We start from the raw sequence: 18,632 nt of genomic DNA on the forward strand, positions 1-18,632 counted from the left end.
CATCATGACCCTACAGAAATGCGTGGCGCTGCCCAAAGGTGCAAGGCCGGGTCTCGTTATCCTGATCGCCGCGATCCTGCTGACCCTGATCGCCGGCCACGCCCTGGCGCAGACGTCATCCCTTGGCATCGGGATGAACGAAACCGCCATGCAGCCGACCGGGCCTTTCGCCAACTTCATCTATTGGATCAATGCGCAGCAACGCAGTTTCTATCTGGCCATGACCCAGTCGCTGAAAGCCATGCGCGAAAACCCCTGGCACGCGTCCGTCCTGGTCGGCCTGTCCTTTCTCTACGGCATATTGCATGCGGTCGGACCGGGACACGGCAAGGCGGTGATCTCGTCCTACATGCTTGCCAATGAGACCACCCTGCGCCGCGGCATCTTTCTCTCCTTCGCCTCGTCGATGCTGCAGGCGATCAGCGCCATTGCTATCATCGGCGTTACCTTTCTCGTCCTGCGCGGCACGACTATCTCGATGGATGACGCGACGCGGCTCATGGAGATCGCAAGCTTTGGGCTGATAGCGGCATTCGGGCTGGCACTGCTCTGGCGCAAGGTGCCGCTGCTATGGGCAACGCGCACGGTTCCGGTCGCCGCGCATGAACACGGCCATGCCGATCACCACCATGCAGGGCATCACCACGATCACGCCCACCACCATCACCACCATCATCACGGGCCCGGAGAGGTCTGCGCGAGTTGCGGCCATTCCCACGCGCCGGATCCAGCCATGATCGCCGGCGAGTTCAACTGGAAGACTGCCTGGGCGGCGATCATCGCGGTCGGACTGCGCCCGTGCTCCGGCGCCTTGATCGTACTGACCTTCTCGCTGCTGAACGGCCTCGTGATCGGCGGAATATTGTCGGTCTTCGCCATGGCCATCGGGACGTTCATCACCGTGGCCATCCTCGCAACGCTATCGGTGATGGCGAAGAACGTGGCACTGCGACTGTCAGGCAGTTCGTCGTTGTCGTCCCGGATGCAGAGCATCATCGAGATCGCCGGGGCGCTGTTTATCACCGTTTTCGGACTGGTTCTTCTCGCGGCAGCACTTCAGTACTGAGCTTCCGTCTAGCATATAGTTGCTAGTGATCCTTTCGAATCTGAAGTTCATCTGGCGCTGCTGCAATCCAGATTCGGGTCACTAGCGTTCCCGCCGCTTTTGCCGGCGCGCCCTCAGCCAGAATACGAAGAAGAAGGCAAGGACGAACAGGCCGGCAAAGACGCCTGCGGCGGCAGGCGACCAATCGGCGATCGCGAGCATCAGGTTCGGCATGAAGAAGGCAACCAGGCCAAAGCCGAAGAGAATGCACAAGGCGGCAATAGCTGCACTGCGGTTTTGAGTATCCATTATCTGTCTTTCGGCGCGAACGTGCTGTGCTTGTAAGCCTCCGTGCCAGATTTGCAAGTGCGCGAATTGGTTCCTATCCGCCCGTATCCTCATGGCGCGCGGAAATGCTCTTGGATTCGGGCGATCCCTTGAAGCGCAGGAAGATCGAGAGCACCACCAGCATCGCCGTGGAAAAGAATTCCGATTGCCAGTTCTGGAACGACTCGAACCAGAATTGCGCATCGCCGACATAGTCGAGCATGGAAACGGGTTGCCTGCCATGCATCAACGCCTCGGAATTGGCGGCCGCACGGCTTGCAACGAGGTGAGCGGCGAGGGAAAGGATGAAAAACGACGCAAGTGCGATGCCCAGCGAATATTCGTAGAGCCGGCGCAGGATCGCCGAGCCACGCACGCTCCGGGGGTAATAGGGCTTCTTCTTGCTCTCCTCGCGCTCGGGATTGTCCGGATCGAGCGATTCCGCCGACCCCTTCTGGAACAGGAATGCCGTCAGGGCAACATAGGCGGCCATCTGCAGCCACTCGCTTTCCCAATTCTCGAAAAGGGCGGACCAGAAACTGGCATCGGACAGATATTGCGCAACGCTAATCTGCGCCTGGCCGTGATTGGCCAATTGCTGGTTTTCATGGTTCCATCCGGCAATGACCATCCCCACCACACTGGCGGCGAACGCCGTCATCAGAACGATGGTGAGCCCGTGATTGCGGAAAAACCTCACATCAAGCCTCCGAAGCTGGCTGTCACGACGTATCTCGCTCATTCCATGTCTACGGCTTCACCAGCGCTGTAGAGCACCTTGGCCGGGCCATACTCCTCGGCTCCGGATACGGCGCTTCGCACCCAGGCAATGACGCCATCATGGCGTGAGGCCAGTTCCTTGGCCGCCTGGACCGCGCCCGCCTCGGTATCGAAACGTCGCGGTTCGCCGGCCGGATAGAGCGTACCGGCGTCGTCCTTGTCGAAAACCGTCACGATGATCAATTGCTGGGGGGCCATGTGTCCATCTCCTGCGAAGCTTCTCCTTAACGGGCGATGCGCGATGTTTGTTCCGCCGTGGCCTCCGGCGCCGCCGACAGGCGCTGAACTCTTTGCTGGTCCTCCGCGCTGCAAAGGGAACATTATTGCGCCAGCTTCGTTTCAGGAGCGGTCAAAAGAGAGGCGGATTGTCGCCAGTTCGAGGGGTTCAATGGAGTATCGGAACGATGTGGGATCAGGCGTTCCTGACCCGCGACAAGGCTCGAGCGAAGCCTTGAGACGCAGCGAAGAACAATTCCGGATATTGGTGCAAGGCGTTACCGACTATGCCATCTACATGCTGGATACGTCCGGGCATGTATCGAGCTGGAACATTGGTGCGGAACGCATCAAGGGCTACAAGCAGCACGAGATTATCGGTCAGCATTTCTCGCGATTCTACACTGAAGAGGACCTGAATGAAGGTCTGCCCGATATCGCGCTGGCCACGGCGTTCCGGACAGGGCGCTACGAGAAGGAAGGTTGGCGGGTTCGCAAGGACGGAACACGGTTCTGGGCCAATGTGATTATCGATGCCGTCAGGAACGATGATGGCGAGCTCATCGGCTTTGCCAAGGTGACGCGCGACGTGACGGAACGGATGAACGCGCAAAAGGAACTTGCCAAGGCGCGGGAAGCGCTGTTCCAGTCGCAGAAGATGGAAGCCATCGGCCAGCTGACCGGCGGCGTGGCGCATGATTTCAACAATCTACTCATGGCGGTTCTCGGAAGCCTCGAACTCTTGCGCAAGCGCATCTCGGCCGATCCCCGCGCGTTGGACCTGCTGGACAATGCGGTGGAGGCCGCCCAGCGCGGCTCGTCGCTGACCCAGCGCATGCTGGCCTTCGCGCGGCGGCAGGATCTCGACCTGCAGACTGTCGACCTGCCTGGCCTCGTCGACAACGTTGCCGATCTCCTCGAACGGTCGATCGGGCCGGCCATTACGATCGACATGCGGTTTCCGGCGCAACTTCCCAACGTCACGGCCGACCCGAACCAGTTGGAGCTTGCGCTCCTCAATCTTGCGGTCAACGCCCGCGACGCCATGCCGAACGGCGGCAAGATCGTCATTTCGGCGCGTGAGGCGACGGTGGCAGGCGGCGATCCGGACATGGCTGCTGGGCGCTACGCTTGCCTTTCCATCAGTGACGAGGGCGAAGGCATGGACAAGGAGACGCTGGATCGTGCCATCGAGCCTTTCTATACGACGAAAGGCGTCGGCAAGGGCACGGGTCTCGGATTGCCGATGGTGCATGGCATAATGAAACAATCGGGCGGCCAGCTGGTCTTGCGCAGCGAGCCGCAGAAAGGCACGACGGCAGAACTCTGGCTGCCGGTGGCGCAGGAGCAGGAAATCACGGCGCCGGTTCGCGCCATGGAGGTCCAGGCCACTCCTGAGAAGCGGGCGCTGAAAGTTCTTGCGGTCGATGATGACGCGCTCGTGCTGATGAACACCGTGGCCATGCTCGAGGAACTCGGCCATGAGGTGATCGAGGCATCTTCCGGCCGGGATGCGCTCGGGCTGCTGGAGCAGAACCCGGATATCGACCTCGTCGTCACCGATCAGGCGATGCCGCGCATGACCGGCACCCAGCTTCTCGGCCATATCAAGGAGAGGTCGCCCTCGCTGCCGGTCATCCTCGTCACCGGCTATTCCGAATTGCCGAAGGATTTCAGCAAAGTTCCGCTGCTTTCGAAGCCGTTCATGCTCAGCCAGTTGTCGAAGAAGCTCGCCGAAGCCCTGTCCTCGGCGGCGGCAGCGCCTGACGAAGACGCAGCGGAGGCGCCGGCATCCTAATTCGCAGGTGCCGGGGTCGGGCGGTTTTCATTGCCGCTGGGCGTCGTCGATTCCGTCTCGCCGCCGGTCGAAGTCTGCGGCGACTTCCTGGTGTCCATTTGTGGACTGGTCTCGGTCGTGGGCGTCGAGTCCTGCTGTTGCCGGGACTGGTCGCTGCAGGCGATGCAGGCCGCAAACATCGGAATGATCAGTAGATTTCGCATGTTCATCGGAAGTTCTCCGCTTCTCTGTCGCAGGGTTCCATGCGGAAACCGTCGATTATGCCTGGTGGTTCCCCGAACAGCTCCGCATGAAGCGGGAACCATCCTCTTTTGCGGCCGTTTCACCGGCAATGGAGAGAAAGGAGAACAGGATGGCCGAGGCTCCGCTTCGAATTTATCGTCTCCTGCCGGTTACGACCGAGAGCGACCCAAACTGGAACTCCGCTGGCACACAGGGCGAAGTCATCGTGCGGGCGGAATCGCCCGACGATGCCAGGGCGTTAGCGGCGGAGCTGGCGTCCAGCCATCATAAGGGAGGTTCGCGCCAGGACTTCCTCGACAACGAATTGTATAACGTCATCGAAGATACGTCCCTGCGCTATCCCGCCGAGGGCAAGCGCGGCATGGTGGCGGGCACCATTCGCGCTGCGGCCTCGTCCTCCGCCGAAATCGACGAGCTATGAACCCTCTCATCGGAGCGGCCAGAAGAACATCAATGTTGGCACCGCAACGAGCACCACGATGATCGATAGCGGTAGGCCCAACCGCGGGTAATCCCCGAAAGTGTAGCCACCTGGGCCCATGACCAAAGTATTGCACTGATGCCCGATCGGCGTCAGGAAATCGCATCCTGCGCCGATGGCGACGGCCATGAGGAACGCCTCGGGCCTGTACCCGAGCCCGGTCGCGAAACTGGAGGCGATCGGCGCCATGACCAGCACGGTTGCCGCATTGTTGAGAAACGGCGTCACCGCCATGGCGACGACCATAATGACGCCCAGTGCCGCGAATGGAGGCAGGGAATGGGCGTATGCGGTCAGATATTGCGAAATGAGGTCCGTACCGCCCGACGTTCGCAGCGCATCGCTGACGGGAATGAGCGCTGCAAGCATGACCAGGATTGGACCATCGATGGCAGTGTAGAGTTCGCGCACAGGGATGGCCTTGAATGCGACCATGGCCACCGCCGCGGCGAAGAAGACGAATGAGACCGGCGCCAGGCCGAACGCCGTGACGATGATCGCGACCAGCAGGATCGACAGCGGAATGAGCCCGCGCCGCACATTGCCGAGCATGATGGTACGCTTGGCCAGCGGCAGGCAGCCGAATTCGCGCAGCAACGCCGGCAGGACGCTGTCCTTGCCCTGGAACACCACCACGTCACCCAGGCGCAGCTTTATCTCGCCGAGCCTGTCGGTGATCCTTTCGCCCTGCCGGCTCAGCGCAAGCAGATTGACCTCGTACCTGTCGAACAGCGACAGGTCGCGCGCCGAGAGGCCGATGAGCGGAGAATTGTCACCGATGACCGCCTCGATGGATTCGAGTTCGGAACCCTGCTCCTGCTCCGGTATCCGGTCGCGCGAAAGCTTGAGCTTGCCGGAATTGACGATGGCATCGAGTGCGGCGGGATCGCCTTCAAGCACCAGCACGTCACCCTGCGCAATGATCGTATCGGGCAAGGGACTGGTTCGGCGCTCGCCGCGAATGATCGAGGTGATGCTTGCCCTGCCCTCTCCGGGCTTGCTGATATCGACCACCGTCTTGCCGATGGCCGAAGCGCCCTGCGGAACGGAGGCTTCCGCAACGTAATTGCTGATCTCGATGGCCTCGTCCGCCGACAGGCCTTCCCTCGAACGCATGGGAACCAGCCAGTAGAACAGGACCAGATAGACGATGCCGACCGCAGCCACCGTCGCGCCGACCGGCGTGAAGTCGAACATGGTGAAGCGCTCGCCCACCATTTCCTCGCGCACCCGGGAAACGACGATATTGGGCGAGGTGCCGATCTGGGTCATCAGGCCGCCCATCAGCGCTCCAAAGGCCATCGGCATCAGGAAGAGCGACGGCGAAACATTGGACCGGCGGGCAAACTGGAACGCGATCGGTATCATGATCGCGAGGGCGCCGATATTCTTGACGAAGGCGGAGAGGACCGTCACGACGATGACGAGCAGCGCCAATTGCCCACGAACCGCAACCAGCCGCGGCGCAAACCGCTGCACGGCCGCCTCCATCAGCCCGGAACGCGCCACGCCGGCACTCACCACAAGGGCGCTGCCGACGATGATGACGATCTCGTCGCTGAAACCGCTGAAGGCGCGGTCATAGGGGACGAGACCGAGCAGGCAGGCCACGAGGAGCGCGCACATTGCCACCACGTCGTAGCGAAAACGCCCCCAGATGAATGCCGCCATCATGAGAACGATGACGGCAAAGGCCAGAAACTGCTGCGTGGTCATGAGATTCCCCGTTTTATTCCAACGAAATCAGGAAAGCTCATATTTTGTTCCACGTGGGCCGTTCCTGACCTCACCGCTGATTCGTTTGCCGCGATGACATCATTCACGCCTGCACGGCGCAACATCTATCGAAAACGGTCAGTCGGCGAGCGACATGACGATGGTGCAAAGCCCCTTGCGCACGATGCTCTGGCTCGTCACCTGCCCCTGCTGGATGTTGAACATGGCATCGACCCGTGTGCCCTTGCCCTTCTTGCGGGCTACGACGCGCAATGTCTGCTCCCTGCCAGAGCCGGACGTTTCCTGATAGGCATCGACCGCGCCGAGCGACTTGTCGGTCCGGATGCCGGAGAAGCCTTCGGCGGCCACCGCCTGGGCCAATGTCTTCAAAGCCTGATCCGGCTTGATACCGGGGAAATCCATCGACGTCTTGAAGCTCATCGCCGTGACCATCGGAACGCCGGTGACCTTGAAATTGCTCTCACAGGTCTGCGCCTGCGCCAAGGAAACAGGTGCTGCAAATAAAAGTGCGAGAATAAAGCGGTTATTGAACATGAGACCCCCGAGGTTAAACTTCAGAGTGTCTACTCCTCTTCCGTTCAACTTTCGATAGGCATTGGATATTTAGCAATCTGAAGTTGTGGACAAACAGCCTCACCGCCTACAGGTGTCAGGAACTTCTAACGGATTTGAAAGTCTTTTACGGCTAGTCTCAGGGTGAGAATAGGTGATCAGGCAAGGCGGATGTTCACGAAAACCCGAAAGAATGGACCCGATCAGCGGCTGGAGGAGCGGAAGCGAACGCGGCTGCGGTCGGGAAAGATCGTTTCGGTCGATGGCCGGTTCATCGTGGAGTGCCAGTTCTATGACCTTACCGAGAACGGCGCACGCATAAGGCTCGCGCGCAAGGCCATCGTCCCCGAACAGTTCTGGCTGTTCGACGACCAGTATTGCGGCGTGCTGCTCGGCCAGTCGGTGTGGAGCGAAGGCATGGAGATCGGCATCCGTTTCATTACGCCAGCCGATGTGCCGCCCCTCGGCGAAGCGGTCCTCGAGGCGCTGTCGGGCAAATATTATTCGCTCGGCAAGCCCTAGCCGCGCGGCAGGCCCTTCATGTTCTGATTGCGGATATCGTTGGATGAGATGTAGTTGAACTGCTCGACCAGCAGGTCGCGCAGCACCGGCCTGGGGAAGCGCGTATTGACCCGCTCGATGATCGACTTCCTGACGTCGTCGAACTCCACCTTCTGCACGTCCTTGACTTCCGAATAGCGGCCATAGAACTGGCGAAAAATCTCGTCATTGATGAAGAAACTTACGGGAGCCCCCGCCGATTGATTGGCATTGCCGTCCAGGGTGTAGATCAGCTGCGAGACGATATAGCCCTGCACGGCGCCGTCGATGATGATCGGCACGCTGAATATGTCGGTCTTGCCATTGTCCAGCACAGTTTCGGCTGCGGCAGGGTTGGAAGCAGACGCCGAATTGTAGCGGACGGCGAAATAGAGCGAGCCCAGCGCAACGCCGCAGACCCACAGGCCGATGACGATGATGCGGATCATGCACCGCTTCCGCTGCGGAGCTGCTCCACCGTATAGGTGCCGTCCGCCTCATGCGTTTCGAGCGCATCGCGGATGATGCCAGTCAGTTCGCTGACAGCGCGCAGGTGCAGCTTGAGCGCATCGCAATTGCGGTCCAGCTTGCGCCGCAGGCTTTCCAGCAAAGGCTGCAGGGTCTTCAATGCTCCCTGGTCGACGATTTTGGTTGCCTTGCCGAGTGCCTTGTTGAAATCGCGAAGGCCCCGGCTCTTGCTGGCGCTGATTTCCTTGAGATCGACGGTTGAACCGTCAAGCAGCAGGTCGGTTTCGTGATCGATCACGCTTTCAAGACGTTGAATTGCCGAATATACCGGCGCGAGTGCCTGGTCCAGACGCTGAATTTCGTGCGTTTTAGTATCGTTTATTGTCATAATCATTCCTTCAAATCATCAACCGGCCGGCGTTTCGTCGTCTGTCAGGGTTGAACCCGGACCAGAAAACGCTGCGGTGCCTGCTGCGCCTCCCATCATATCGAGGCTTGCCATTTGATCGCTGCGCGCCTGAAGCATCGTGGCGATGCCCACGCCGCCGCCTTCCGCCATTTCCTTGGCGATGGCCTCGGACATCATCGACTTCCAATATTCTCCGGCAATCCCCTTGCCGAAGACACTTTCACCCTCGCTGGTGAACATTGACTGCACGAAAGTCTGAAGCATGAATGCCTCGAACTTGCGGAAGGCCGGATTCACAGCCGGCCGCGGCGCCTCCACCGCTGCGGACGCAACGGTGAATTGGGTCTGGTCCATGCCCTCGATGCGAGCGCCCGCCAGCCCGCGCAACTTCTCCAGCGAGGCCTGATAGGCGACCGGATCGGCGGCGCGGGCCACATCGAGAATGATGTCGGACGGCGGGTTGATTGCCATCGAAGCTAACCTTTTCCTTGTTCACGGTGCCGATACTAATCGTCCAAACTTGCGGGAGGCTTGACGTTCGTCATGACGTTTTCGCCCTGCCTGCCAGGCTTGCTACATATTCGTCCATCGCAGCCGCATCCCGCATTCGCTCGCTAGCGCGCGTCTCGAGACTTACCTTTTGCTCCAGGATTTCCAATGTTCGCGACGATTGCAGCAGCGCCCGCTTCCGGTCGGCAAGCTCCGCCGTCAGCTGCGCCGACAGGCGGCTATTGCGGTCAAGACGTTCGACAATGATGGATTCGGGCACGAGGTTCCCGCCGGTTTCGAAGCGGCGCGCCTGCACTTCCCGAAGGTAGGCGTTTTCATCGTCCACCGCGGTCTGATGCGCCACCAGCTCCGCGACTTCCATCTCGCAGCGGGCTTTCGCGACGCGTTGCAGCCGGACAAGCTGTTCCCTGGATTGCGCAGCTCTCATTAGAAATTCCTGAGGTAGGAGCCGATCTCCGAGGTGAACAGGCGCAACATGTCGGGCATTGCGAAATAGAGCAGCATCAGCGCGCCAGCCAGCACGAAGGGCATCGAGATGAAATAGACCGGAATTGTCGGCGTCAGCTTGTTGATGAGCCCGACGGCGATATTCACCACGATCGCGAAGACGATAAACGGAGCGGCAATGCGTATGGTGCCGAGGAAGGCGCGCGACAGCGTGTCGGTGATACTGGTGAGCGCGGTGTCGGGCTGGAATATCCCATCGACGGGAACCGCGGAGTAAGAGGAAAGCAGAGCCCGGAACACCTCCATGTGCAGGTCCGAGATGAAGAACAGGCATAGCGCCGAAAGTGTGACGAAAGTAGCGATCGCCGCCTGTGGCTCTTCGGCCTCGACAGCGCCGCTAGGCGCACCGGAATAGCCGGCCGCCATGGCGATGACGCTGGCCATGAACTGCAGGGCCCAGAAATAGATGCGGGCCAGAACGCCGATCATGCCGCCGACGATGATCTCGATGATGATCGTCCGCATCAGCACCAGGGGCGGCATGGAGGCCGCGGGCGCGACATTTTTCATGACGAGCGGCACGATCATCAGCGAGCAGGCGAGAGCCAGGAACAAGCGGATCTGCATGGGAATGCGCGGACTGGAAATCCCCGGCATGATCAGAAGGCAGGCCCCGACGCGCGCGAAGATCAGAAAGGCCGCAACAACCATTTCGGCAAGAGGGGGCATTTCAGGAGATGGTGCCCAGCGAGCGCACTTCAACGCCTCGTGCAATCTCCACATGCGACAATACGGAGAGCGTGGTGAAAAGACGCTCGACGATCATGCGGATATAGGGCCGGGCCTCCGGCGAGGCGACCAGCACGAAGCGCTCGCCCGCATCGAGATATTTCCGGATCGCCGTGGTCGCTTCCGTGCCGAATTGCTCGAGCAGGCGCGGGTCGATGTCAAACTCCATCACCTCACCCTTGGCGTCACGCTTCAGGCTCTGGTGGAATACGAGGTCCCACCTGTTGCCGAGCCGGAGCACGGAGAGAACACCATTGTCGGCCAGATCGCCGCAAATCTGCTGTGCCATGCGCATGCGCACATGTTCCACGATCATCTCCGACCGGCGCACATGCGGTGCAACTTCGGCGATCGCCTCGAGGATCAGGTTCAGATTGCGGATCGATACCCGCTCCGCCAGCAGCAGCTTGAGCACGGCCTGCAGGCCGGAATAGGAGAGGTGCGCCGGGCAGATGTCGTCCAGCAGCTTGCGGTATTCCGGACCGAGGCGGTCCAGCAGCGCGCGCATATCCTTGTAGGACAGCAACTGCGCCAGATTGTTGCGCACGATCTCGCTGAGATGGGTCAGCAGCACCGAGAGATTGTCCACGGTCATGTAGTTGTCGCGCTTGAGCTCGGCGATGAACGTCTCCGGCACCGAATATGCCTTCATTCCAAATGCAGGCTCCCGCACTTCCTCGCCGGGGACATGCGGCGGCGGCCGGTCGCCCGGTATGACGAGGACCTCGCCAACGCGCAGTTCGTGGGAAGCGACCACGGTGCCATGAATCTTGATGCGATAGGTCTTGGGCGGCAGCAGGAAATCGTCCGTCACCTTGATTTCCGGGACCACGAAGCCGTATTCGACCGCGAACTTCTTGCGCATCTTGTTCACCCGGTGCGCCAATTCGAGCTGCGAGGCCATGAGGCGGGTCGAGAGCTGCTTGCCGAGGCAAACCTCGATCTGCGCCGTATCGAGCGATGCGCGTACGGAGTTGCGGTCTTCCTCCTCGGCGCTCTTGCGCTTGGCCGCAAGTTCGGCTTGCTGCGCGGCTTCGGCGCGCGCCAGGCGGCGCGGTATCGATACGCCGAGTGCAGCCAGGCCGAACGCGAGCAGGAAGAACGGAAACGCCGGCAGGCCGGGCAGGATTCCGAGGACGAAGAGCAGGAGTGCCGCAACGAATAGCGCCTTCGGATAAGCGCCGAGCTGGCCGAAGACGGCCTTGTCGGTAGAGCCGCGCGTGCCGCCCTTGGAGACGAGGAGGCCGGCGGCGAGCGAGACGATCAATGCCGGTATCTGCGTCACCAGTCCATCGCCCACCGATAGCTTGGTGAAAACGTCCGCTGCCTCGGCGACTTCCATGCCGTGGCGGGTGACACCGATGATGATGCCGCCGAAGATGTTGACGGCCGTGATGATGAGTCCGGCGATGGCATCGCCGCGAACGAATTTCGACGCACCGTCCATCGAGCCGAAGAAGGAACTTTCCTCCTCGAGTTCACGCCGGCGATGCTGCGCTTCCTTCTCGTCGATCAATCCGGACGAAAGGTCGGCGTCGATGGCCATCTGCTTGCCGGGAATGGCGTCGAGGGTGAAGCGGGCGCCGACCTCTGCGATACGCGTGGCGCCCTTGGTGATGACGAGGAAGTTCACGATGATCAGGATCGCGAACACGACAAGGCCGATGACGAAATCGCCACCCATGACGAATTGCGAGAAACCATGAATGACCTGCCCGGCGGCGGCATAGCCTTCGTCACCATGGGTAAGGATGACGCGCGTTGTCGCGATATTGAGCGAAAGACGCAACATCGTCGCGATCAGGAGCACGGTCGGAAAGGCAGAGAAGTCGAGCGGGCGCTGGATCCAAAGCGCCACCATCAGGATGAGCACGGAGAGCGCGATGGAGAACGCCAGGCCGATATCGAGCACCATTGGCGAGACAGGCAGAAACAGCACCGTCAGGATGATGACGATGCCCAATGCCAGCCCGACATCGCTGCCGGTCAGGTAGGCTCTTGCCCCGATTGGTTTGGCGGCTGCTTGCTGCACGGAATGCTCCTGCCCTTGTTCAGGAGGCACCATAGGAAGCGAAGCTTGCGCGAAGCCAAATCACGCCGGGACTAGAAGCCTTTTTCGATGCGTGAATAGGTCAGAAGTGTCAATGTGTTGATCTGCGAACCGACGAAAGGCGCTGTCAGCGCAAGCACGGCAAGGATGACCAGGATTTTAGGCACGAAGGTGAGCGTGATTTCCTGCACCTGCGTGAGCGCCTGGAACAGGGCAATGGCGATGCCAGCGACCATGGCGGCGCCCACGGCAGGTCCGGAGGCCACGATCACGGTCCAGATGGCCTGCGTGACGATATCGAGCGCATCGGCCTCGTTCATGTCCGTGACCTAACTGATGACTATACCGGGCGTTATCGGCACCTCGGCACCGTCCTTGAGCTTGGCGATCATGCCATCGGCATAGATGCGGACGGACTCCACGACGCCGGTGATCTTCCCGTCGAAGCTCGTCACGGTCCGCCCTATGATGCCGTCGGCTTGCGCAAGCGAGGAACTCGCCAGCAACTGGTCGAGCTTCGTGTTCATCCGCACCGCCTGCTCGACGCTCGAAAACTGCGCCAGCTGCGCCACCTGCTCGGTGGCATCCATCGGCTTCGTCGGGTCCTGGTTCTTCATCTGGGCCACGAGCAGCTTCAGGAAGGTCTGGTAATCGACGCCAGGGCCCTCGGATTTGCTGGTCGTCGTCGTATCAGGTTGCGGCGTCTGCTGCGTGCCAACCGGCGTTGTCGTGGTCATAGGCCTGCCTCCTGTCGGACATCGTGATCTGTTCCGCTATTTACGGCGAGTTCGGGTTCGCCCGACATGATTTGCGCTTCCAGGGGGTAGAGGGAACGGATCGACTTGAGTGCCTCGAATATCCGGTCCCCAAAGACGAGCTCATCGATGAATTTCAGCTCTTTCAGCATGGTCTTGTTCGAAAACGTCGCCAATAGCGACGCCAGCATGTGCTTGAACGTGGCATGCGCCTCGTCCCTGCCGGCGGGATTGAGCAGCATGATCTGTGCGGCGAAATAGAGCTGCCGCAGCGGTGTCGTCGTCTGTTCGGGCTGCAGGACATGATTTTCCAGGAGGAAACTCACATCGTTCATGAACTCCAGCGCGACCTTGCGGTCGGCCCGCAGGACGGCGCCATTGACGTAAAGCTTCTCGCCGGCTCGCAACGAAATTTTCATGGGTCTAGATCCCGTCGCGTATGGTGCGGGTGATGTCGATGATACTGTCGTAATCCGTAGAACGCTCCTGCCGGATCGCTTCGAGTTCCTTCAGGATGAAGATGCCTATCGAAATCAGCGAAGCGCGCAATTCAGGCGGCAATTGATTGGCGGCGTCGCCGAGATCCTCGATGACCAGCATCCACAACTTCACCGTGAAGTGCACCGCCTCAATGCCCTTGTGAGAATAGCCACCCTCGTCCCGCGCCGCTTCGAGCATCGCAATGGACTGGTCGAAAAGAAAGCGCTCGCGCTCCCTTGCGGTCGCTACGCTATCATTGATGACATCGTCATATCGGGCTTGGTACATAAGACTTTCGAAGCGGCGTGCGCGTCGCCTTCCTCTATTTCAGATAGTTGAGCAGGCTCAGGCTCTGGATCTTCACGGTCAACGCGTAGGACGCATCGATCTGCGTGCGGAGCGCCTCCACCCTGTTGGCGGCCTCATATGGATCGACGGCTTCCAGGTCGAGCACCGAACTGTTCAGGACGTTGATCTGCACCGTCAGCCGGTCCGTGGCGCTCTTCGTCCGCGCCTGTGCCGTTCCCAGCGAGGACTGGGCGCTCGACAGGGTCGTGTTGGCGACTGTCGTCGTTTCGATAGCCGTGTCGATCACCGCGTCGAACGCGCCCTGCGCAAGGCCGATATTGCCGAATTCGGCCACCATCGTGTAGCTCATCATCAGCTTGCGGAAGCCCTGGTCGTTCGCTCCCACCGATGTGACAGCGAGTTCTGTAGGTGCAATCCTGCTCCTGACCATCGTGTCGGAAGCGGATGACCAATTGTCCGACCAGGAAGCATCGTCGAACTCCGCCGCAAATGCAGTATCGAGATAGGCCTTCATCTGGGCGCCGTCGATATTGGCAACCTGCGGATCGGTGACGGGAAAACCGAAATGATCCTCGAAGGACTGGAGCACCGCGACCCTGGCGGCGCTGCCTGCGGCGTCGTAGTCCGCCATGGGCTTCACATCGGTATTGACCCCGGCGAAAACATATTCGCCGTTGAAATTTGTATTGATCAGCGATGTCGCGGCCTGCTGCATGCCTTTCGCCGTCGAGACGAGGATGTCATGACCCTGGCTGGAGCCGCGCATGGCGACGATCGAGCCGAGAAAATCCTGCGCGCCCTTGACCGCATTGGTCAACGCTCCCTGCGATGTGGTCATGCGCTGCATGAGAAGCTGGTTCGAATCCGTCAGGACCGAGAGCCGATCATGCTCCTTGCGCAGCGAAATGGATTGCCCCGTACGGCTGCCAAGGGTAAGGCCCGTATCGGCGACAAGGCCGGTGGTCGCCTCGGTTTGCGCCTTGACCAGATCAGCCTGCGCCCGGGCGATGATGCTGCGGGTCGAGTTGGCGAGGACGTAGGAGGAGATCGATTGTGTCTTCATCTTAGGACGCCGCCTGGAAGAGTTCTTTGAACATCGCATCGACTGTCGACAATATCCTTGCCGACGCCTGGTAGGAGTGCTCGAGATCGAGCAATGACTGCAGCTCGCTGTCTATGTTCACGCCGCCCATATTGGAGATGGCGTCGGTGGCGCGTGTCGCCAGCACCTTGTCATATTCATGCGTCTGGGTAGCCGACTGCCGCTTCGCCTCGATCGAACTCAGCGACGCAGCGGCGAAATCCAGAATACTGCGATTGTCGCCCGCACCGGCCGTTTCGTCGAAGGCCCTCGGTGTGCCGATTGCGGTAATCAGGTTCTGCAACCTGTCGGAATAGCCGGCCGAACCATCCGGATTTTTCACATAGGCCGGGTTGGCAGGGTCCGTACCGCCATCGCGCAGCAGTGCCGGATTGCCGCCTTCGGAAACGATATAGGCGGAGGCAACCTTTATGCTGCCGGCAATGCCTGGCGACAGCACGCCGTCCACCGGCATCGCTGGCGCGCCGCCATAGGTAAAGAGGCCGGGTATCGTCGGCACGCCCGGACCCGATTCCGCAAACATGCTCACGAGGCCCCGCGCGATCTCGTCGAGCTGGCTCTGATATTGCGGTGCCGTCTGGTCCCGCAGTTGCAGCAACCCGCTCAGCCTGCCCGTGCCGAATGGCTGGTCGAACGTGCCATGGGTCAGCGGTACGCCATCCACATAGACCTGATTGCCGGAAGTACCGGGCGCGAATGCACTGGCCGCGACGAAACTCACCGTCCGGGGCGACTTTTCGAACAGGGTGACGCCGTTTTCCGCGAAGATCACGACGTCATTGTCGCCACGTTTCAGGGTGGTGATCCCGATCTCGCCCGAAAGCTGCTTCAGCAAGCCATCGCGTTCATCGAGATCGTCGGAGACATCCTTGCCGGCGCGCGTGCCATTGATGACGCGATTGTTCACCTCCTCGAACTTGGCGAGGAGCGAGTTGATATCGTTCACGGAATTGGCGATGTCGGCATCGGCGTCGAGCCGAAGCTTCTGCGTCTCCTGCGTCCCCCTGTTCAGGGCATCGGCGAGCGACACCGCCTTTGATACTGCGGATTCCCCCAGCGACGTATTGCCGGGCTGCGAGGCGTAGATCTGCAGCGAGTCCCGAAGATCGCCGAGAAGCGCGCGGGGCGAGCCCGCATTGTTGTTGGCCGAGTAGATGCCGGAGAGGCGGTCAAGTCCGGCCTTCAATGTTTCGGATGTTCCAAGCTGCCCGTTGGTTTCGATATATTTGGACAATAGGGCTTCATCCGCCGAGCGCGTGATCGACAGATAGGTGAGCCCGCCCGCCCCGCTGGCGACCGAACCTATCCGCCTCGAGAAATTGGGATCATTCGCCCCTGCAATGTTGCGAGACACCAGCGCGGTCTGCTTCGACACAGTATTGAGCGAGCTCTGAGCTGTGAGAAGTGCCGAGGTAAGCGACATGCCCTTTGTCCAATCAGCTTTTGAAGTTCAACTATCTTTTGAGATTGACGAGTACATCCATGAGATCAGCACCCGTCTGGAATACCTTGGAATTGGCCGTGTAGTTTCTTTGCGCTTCGATCATGTCGGTCAGCTCCTGCGCAATGTCGGCGTTGGATTCCTCGAGAGCTCCCGATTTCAGCGTGCCGAAGCTGCCCGAATCCGGGAAACCGATCTGCACGTCGCCGGACTCGGCGCTCGTGGCGAAGACATTGCCGTTCAGCACCTGGAGATTGTCCGGGCTCGGAACATCGGCGAGCGCGATACGATAGATGGCGCGCGTGGTGCCATTCTTGTAATTGGCGACGACCACGCCATCCGCGCCGATGGTGACGTCTTCGATGGGGCTTGGCGAATTGCCGTCGATCTTGACTGCGATCGGCGTGTAGTCACCCGCCAGCTGCTTGGTATTGGAGAAGTCGATCTCTAGTGGCTGGCCGTTCGGCACCGTGACCGAAATGGACTTGTCGGCTGAAGCCAGCTTGCCCGTCACGGGATCGAAGGCATAATTCTCCGTCGTCAGCGGCGCCGGCGGCGTATAGGGGAAACCGCCCGAGGCAGCAGCGTTTGCCTTGTCATAGACGGCGACTTCCCAATTATTGTCGGCAGTCTTGGTGAAATAGACGTCGAGGACAACGACATTGCCGAGATTGTCATAAGTCTGAACCGACGATTTCGCCGTGAATTGCGCGGATGCCGTAGTGTTCGTCGGTGGCCTGTCGGCTGCCGCAACGATCGAAGCGCCTGCGGGCAGATTGGCGGTGAAGATGCCTTCGCGGCTTGGCTCGGCGATGAGATCGTTCTGTGCAAGGCTGATGCGCTCGAGGCCCTGGTAGCCATTGACGACCGGATTCACGTTGCCGTTCGTGATCGGGTAGCCCATCAGATAGAATCCGCCGGTATTGTAGAGAAAGCCGTTAGGGTCTTCGACGAATGAGCCGGCGCGGGTCAGAAACGGCGTCCCGCTGCCATTGCTGACCAGGAAGAAGCCGTTGCCCTTCACCGCAAGGTCTGTCGACGAAGTGGTGAAACGCAGGCTGCCCTCGTCGGATATGTGATTGCGCACCGTCGTTTCGACGCCGCCTGAATTGTAGGCGCCGCCGGAACTTGGCAGAACGAGCGAGGAAAACTCGGTGGAGGCCCGCTTGTAGCCGGCGGTGCTGGAATTGGCGATATTGTCGGAAACGGTCGAGAGCCTGTTGGCCTGCCCGTTCATCCCCGATACGCCTGTCCGCATCATTCCATAGAGGCTCATTTCCCGTCTCCTCGAGCGTGATTCCGTCCGAAAATGTTAGGCGTCGTTACTTGTGCGAAGCTGACGTTTCAGACGGAACGCAGGTCTTGCCTTCCGGCGTTCTGCCGATCCGAAGGCCCTCCGTGCATCAATCGAGATTGATGCAGTAGCCAAGAAACCGCTTGGAATCGATTGGATCGTAGCCGAGCTCGCTGCGAAGCTTCTTGCGCAGCTTGCTGATATGGCTCTCCACCACGCTTTCCTCGACTTCATTGTCGAAGATGCCGTAAATGGCGTTGAATATCTGCGCTTTGTTGAGACGCCGTCCGCGATTGGCGATGAGATATTCCAGTATCCGCCGCTCACGCCGCGGCAATGAAAAATCCACGCCGTTTATTTGCGGATCGCGTCCATCCGAGAACACGCGGATCGGCCCGACCTGCATGCCGGAACCGCCATTGCCGTGGCGGCGGCGGATCGCATTGATGCGCGCCAGGATCTCCCGCACGTGCATCGGCTTGCGGACGACATCGTCCACGCCGGCCTGGAACAGCTCCAACGTATGTTCGAGGGATTGCGTATCGTTGACCGCTATGACCGGTGCCGCGCAGCGTTCACGAATCTTGTGTGGAAACTTGCTGCGGTCCGAACATTCGCCAATGAGAAAGGCCTCGACCGCCATGATATCGCTCTCCTGAACGCTGGTGACCCACTCACCAAATTCATCCGGAGCGAACCCGGTTGTTGTTATGCCCTCACGGGCGAACCACGCAGAATACCCACTCGTCACCAGACTTCGTTCGTCGACGACTACGATCACAACCCCACCTATCGAATCAATTAGTTAACCCCAAGCAACACACAAGTACCGGCCAGTGGGAGTCGCCGACAATACCCA

Annotated in this window: 23 protein-coding genes and 1 pseudogene; 4 read left to right on the top strand and 20 right to left on the bottom strand. The window is 60.2% G+C overall.

Going from position 1 to position 18,632, the window contains the following annotated elements:
• Positions 1–4 precede the first annotated feature (4 nt).
• The gene (locus OSJ75_RS19300; protein WP_267229154.1) at positions 5–1,066 is read left to right on the top strand and encodes a nickel/cobalt transporter; all 1,062 of its coding nucleotides are present in this window, start codon (positions 5–7) and stop codon (positions 1,064–1,066) included.
• Between the two features lie 81 nt (positions 1,067–1,147).
• Here the strand turns inward: OSJ75_RS19300 and OSJ75_RS19305 are convergent, their stop codons facing one another.
• The 3 genes from OSJ75_RS19305 to OSJ75_RS19315 all read right to left on the bottom strand — a co-directional run bounded on the left by OSJ75_RS19305 (position 1,148) and on the right by OSJ75_RS19315 (position 2,350).
• Positions 1,148–1,354: a hypothetical protein gene (locus tag OSJ75_RS19305; RefSeq protein WP_267229155.1), complete on the bottom strand. Its 207-nt coding sequence runs from the start codon at positions 1,352–1,354 to the stop codon at positions 1,148–1,150.
• 73 nt (positions 1,355–1,427) lie between these two features.
• Positions 1,428–2,072, bottom strand: coding sequence for a DUF6766 family protein (locus OSJ75_RS19310; protein WP_250018568.1), 645 nt, complete (start codon positions 2,070–2,072; stop codon positions 1,428–1,430).
• A 38-nt stretch (positions 2,073–2,110) separates the two neighbouring features.
• A complete protein-coding gene (locus OSJ75_RS19315) occupies positions 2,111–2,350 on the bottom strand; it encodes a hypothetical protein (RefSeq protein ID WP_250018458.1) in 240 nt (79 codons plus the stop codon).
• Positions 2,351–2,582: 232 nt separating this feature from the next.
• On the opposite strand from OSJ75_RS19315, the pseudogene OSJ75_RS19320 reads away from it, so the two are divergent.
• Positions 2,583–4,166, top strand: a pseudogene (locus tag OSJ75_RS19320) (ATP-binding protein); the annotation flags it as partial.
• Here the strand turns inward: OSJ75_RS19320 and OSJ75_RS19325 are convergent.
• Positions 4,163–4,375, bottom strand: coding sequence for a hypothetical protein (locus OSJ75_RS19325; RefSeq protein ID WP_250018456.1), 213 nt, complete (start codon positions 4,373–4,375; stop codon positions 4,163–4,165). The pseudogene OSJ75_RS19320 and the gene OSJ75_RS19325 sit on opposite strands and share 4 nt — an antisense overlap.
• A 143-nt stretch (positions 4,376–4,518) precedes the next feature.
• On the opposite strand from OSJ75_RS19325, the gene OSJ75_RS19330 reads away from it, so the two are divergent.
• Positions 4,519–4,830, top strand: a complete 312-nt coding sequence (locus tag OSJ75_RS19330; protein WP_267229157.1) for a hypothetical protein — start codon at positions 4,519–4,521, stop codon at positions 4,828–4,830.
• A gap of 6 nt (positions 4,831–4,836) precedes the next feature.
• On the opposite strand, the gene OSJ75_RS19335 is transcribed toward OSJ75_RS19330, so the two are convergent.
• Positions 4,837–6,606 (bottom strand): SLC13 family permease, encoded by a 1,770-nt coding sequence (locus OSJ75_RS19335; RefSeq protein ID WP_267229158.1) that lies wholly within the window; start codon positions 6,604–6,606, stop codon positions 4,837–4,839.
• Positions 6,607–6,744: 138 nt separating this feature from the next.
• Entirely contained in the window at positions 6,745–7,161 is a 417-nt protein-coding gene (locus OSJ75_RS19340) for a hypothetical protein (RefSeq protein WP_250018453.1), read from the bottom strand.
• A 189-nt stretch (positions 7,162–7,350) separates the two neighbouring features.
• On the opposite strand from OSJ75_RS19340, the gene OSJ75_RS19345 reads away from it, so the two are divergent.
• Positions 7,351–7,701: a PilZ domain-containing protein gene (locus tag OSJ75_RS19345; RefSeq protein ID WP_267229159.1), complete on the top strand. Its 351-nt coding sequence runs from the start codon at positions 7,351–7,353 to the stop codon at positions 7,699–7,701.
• On the opposite strand, the gene OSJ75_RS19350 is transcribed toward OSJ75_RS19345, so the two are convergent.
• From OSJ75_RS19350 to ftcR, 14 genes are all read right to left on the bottom strand, one after another.
• Entirely contained in the window at positions 7,698–8,168 is a 471-nt protein-coding gene (locus OSJ75_RS19350; protein WP_267229160.1) for a hypothetical protein, read from the bottom strand. The two genes, OSJ75_RS19345 and OSJ75_RS19350, sit on opposite strands and share 4 nt — an antisense overlap.
• On the bottom strand, positions 8,165–8,575 hold the full coding sequence (locus OSJ75_RS19355) for a flagellar protein FlgN (RefSeq protein WP_267229161.1): 411 nt from the start codon (positions 8,573–8,575) through the stop codon (positions 8,165–8,167). Before OSJ75_RS19355 ends, OSJ75_RS19350 begins: the two co-directional genes overlap by 4 nt.
• An 18-nt stretch (positions 8,576–8,593) precedes the next feature.
• Positions 8,594–9,067, bottom strand: coding sequence for a rod-binding protein (locus tag OSJ75_RS19360; protein ID WP_416362587.1), 474 nt, complete (start codon positions 9,065–9,067; stop codon positions 8,594–8,596).
• 70 nt (positions 9,068–9,137) lie between these two features.
• On the bottom strand, positions 9,138–9,533 hold the full coding sequence (locus tag OSJ75_RS19365) for a hypothetical protein (protein WP_267229162.1): 396 nt from the start codon (positions 9,531–9,533) through the stop codon (positions 9,138–9,140).
• A complete protein-coding gene (gene fliR, locus OSJ75_RS19370) occupies positions 9,533–10,282 on the bottom strand; it encodes a flagellar biosynthetic protein FliR (RefSeq protein ID WP_267229163.1) in 750 nt (249 codons plus the stop codon). The genes OSJ75_RS19365 and fliR overlap by 1 nt, the downstream gene beginning before the upstream one ends.
• Position 10,283: 1 nt before the next feature.
• Positions 10,284–12,407, bottom strand: a complete 2,124-nt coding sequence (gene flhA, locus OSJ75_RS19375) for a flagellar biosynthesis protein FlhA (RefSeq protein WP_267229164.1) — start codon at positions 12,405–12,407, stop codon at positions 10,284–10,286.
• Between the two features lie 38 nt (positions 12,408–12,445).
• Positions 12,446–12,712 (bottom strand): flagellar biosynthetic protein FliQ, encoded by a 267-nt coding sequence (locus tag OSJ75_RS19380; RefSeq protein ID WP_250018446.1) that lies wholly within the window; start codon positions 12,710–12,712, stop codon positions 12,446–12,448.
• Positions 12,713–12,721: 9 nt separating this feature from the next.
• Positions 12,722–13,129 (bottom strand): flagellar hook assembly protein FlgD, encoded by a 408-nt coding sequence (gene flgD, locus OSJ75_RS19385; protein WP_267229165.1) that lies wholly within the window; start codon positions 13,127–13,129, stop codon positions 12,722–12,724.
• On the bottom strand, positions 13,126–13,566 hold the full coding sequence (gene flbT / locus OSJ75_RS19390) for a flagellar biosynthesis repressor FlbT (RefSeq protein WP_267229166.1): 441 nt from the start codon (positions 13,564–13,566) through the stop codon (positions 13,126–13,128). Before flbT ends, flgD begins: the two co-directional genes overlap by 4 nt.
• A 4-nt stretch (positions 13,567–13,570) precedes the next feature.
• On the bottom strand, positions 13,571–13,915 hold the full coding sequence (gene flaF, locus OSJ75_RS19395; protein WP_267229167.1) for a flagellar biosynthesis regulator FlaF: 345 nt from the start codon (positions 13,913–13,915) through the stop codon (positions 13,571–13,573).
• A 34-nt stretch (positions 13,916–13,949) separates the two neighbouring features.
• Entirely contained in the window at positions 13,950–14,999 is a 1,050-nt protein-coding gene (locus OSJ75_RS19400; RefSeq protein WP_267229168.1) for a flagellar hook-associated family protein, read from the bottom strand.
• 1 nt (position 15,000) lies between these two features.
• Entirely contained in the window at positions 15,001–16,461 is a 1,461-nt protein-coding gene (gene flgK, locus OSJ75_RS19405; protein ID WP_267229169.1) for a flagellar hook-associated protein FlgK, read from the bottom strand.
• A 31-nt stretch (positions 16,462–16,492) separates the two neighbouring features.
• Complete coding sequence (locus OSJ75_RS19410; RefSeq protein WP_250018440.1) at positions 16,493–17,755, bottom strand: flagellar hook protein FlgE; 1,263 nt, start codon at positions 17,753–17,755, stop codon at positions 16,493–16,495.
• Between the two features lie 127 nt (positions 17,756–17,882).
• Complete coding sequence (ftcR, locus tag OSJ75_RS19415; RefSeq protein WP_250018439.1) at positions 17,883–18,554, bottom strand: flagellar transcriptional regulator FtcR; 672 nt, start codon at positions 18,552–18,554, stop codon at positions 17,883–17,885.
• Positions 18,555–18,632 lie beyond the last annotated feature (78 nt).

It is taken from the genome of Phyllobacterium sp. 0TCS1.6A, assembly GCF_026420825.1.
Taxonomy (GTDB): Bacteria; Pseudomonadota; Alphaproteobacteria; order Rhizobiales; family Rhizobiaceae; genus Phyllobacterium.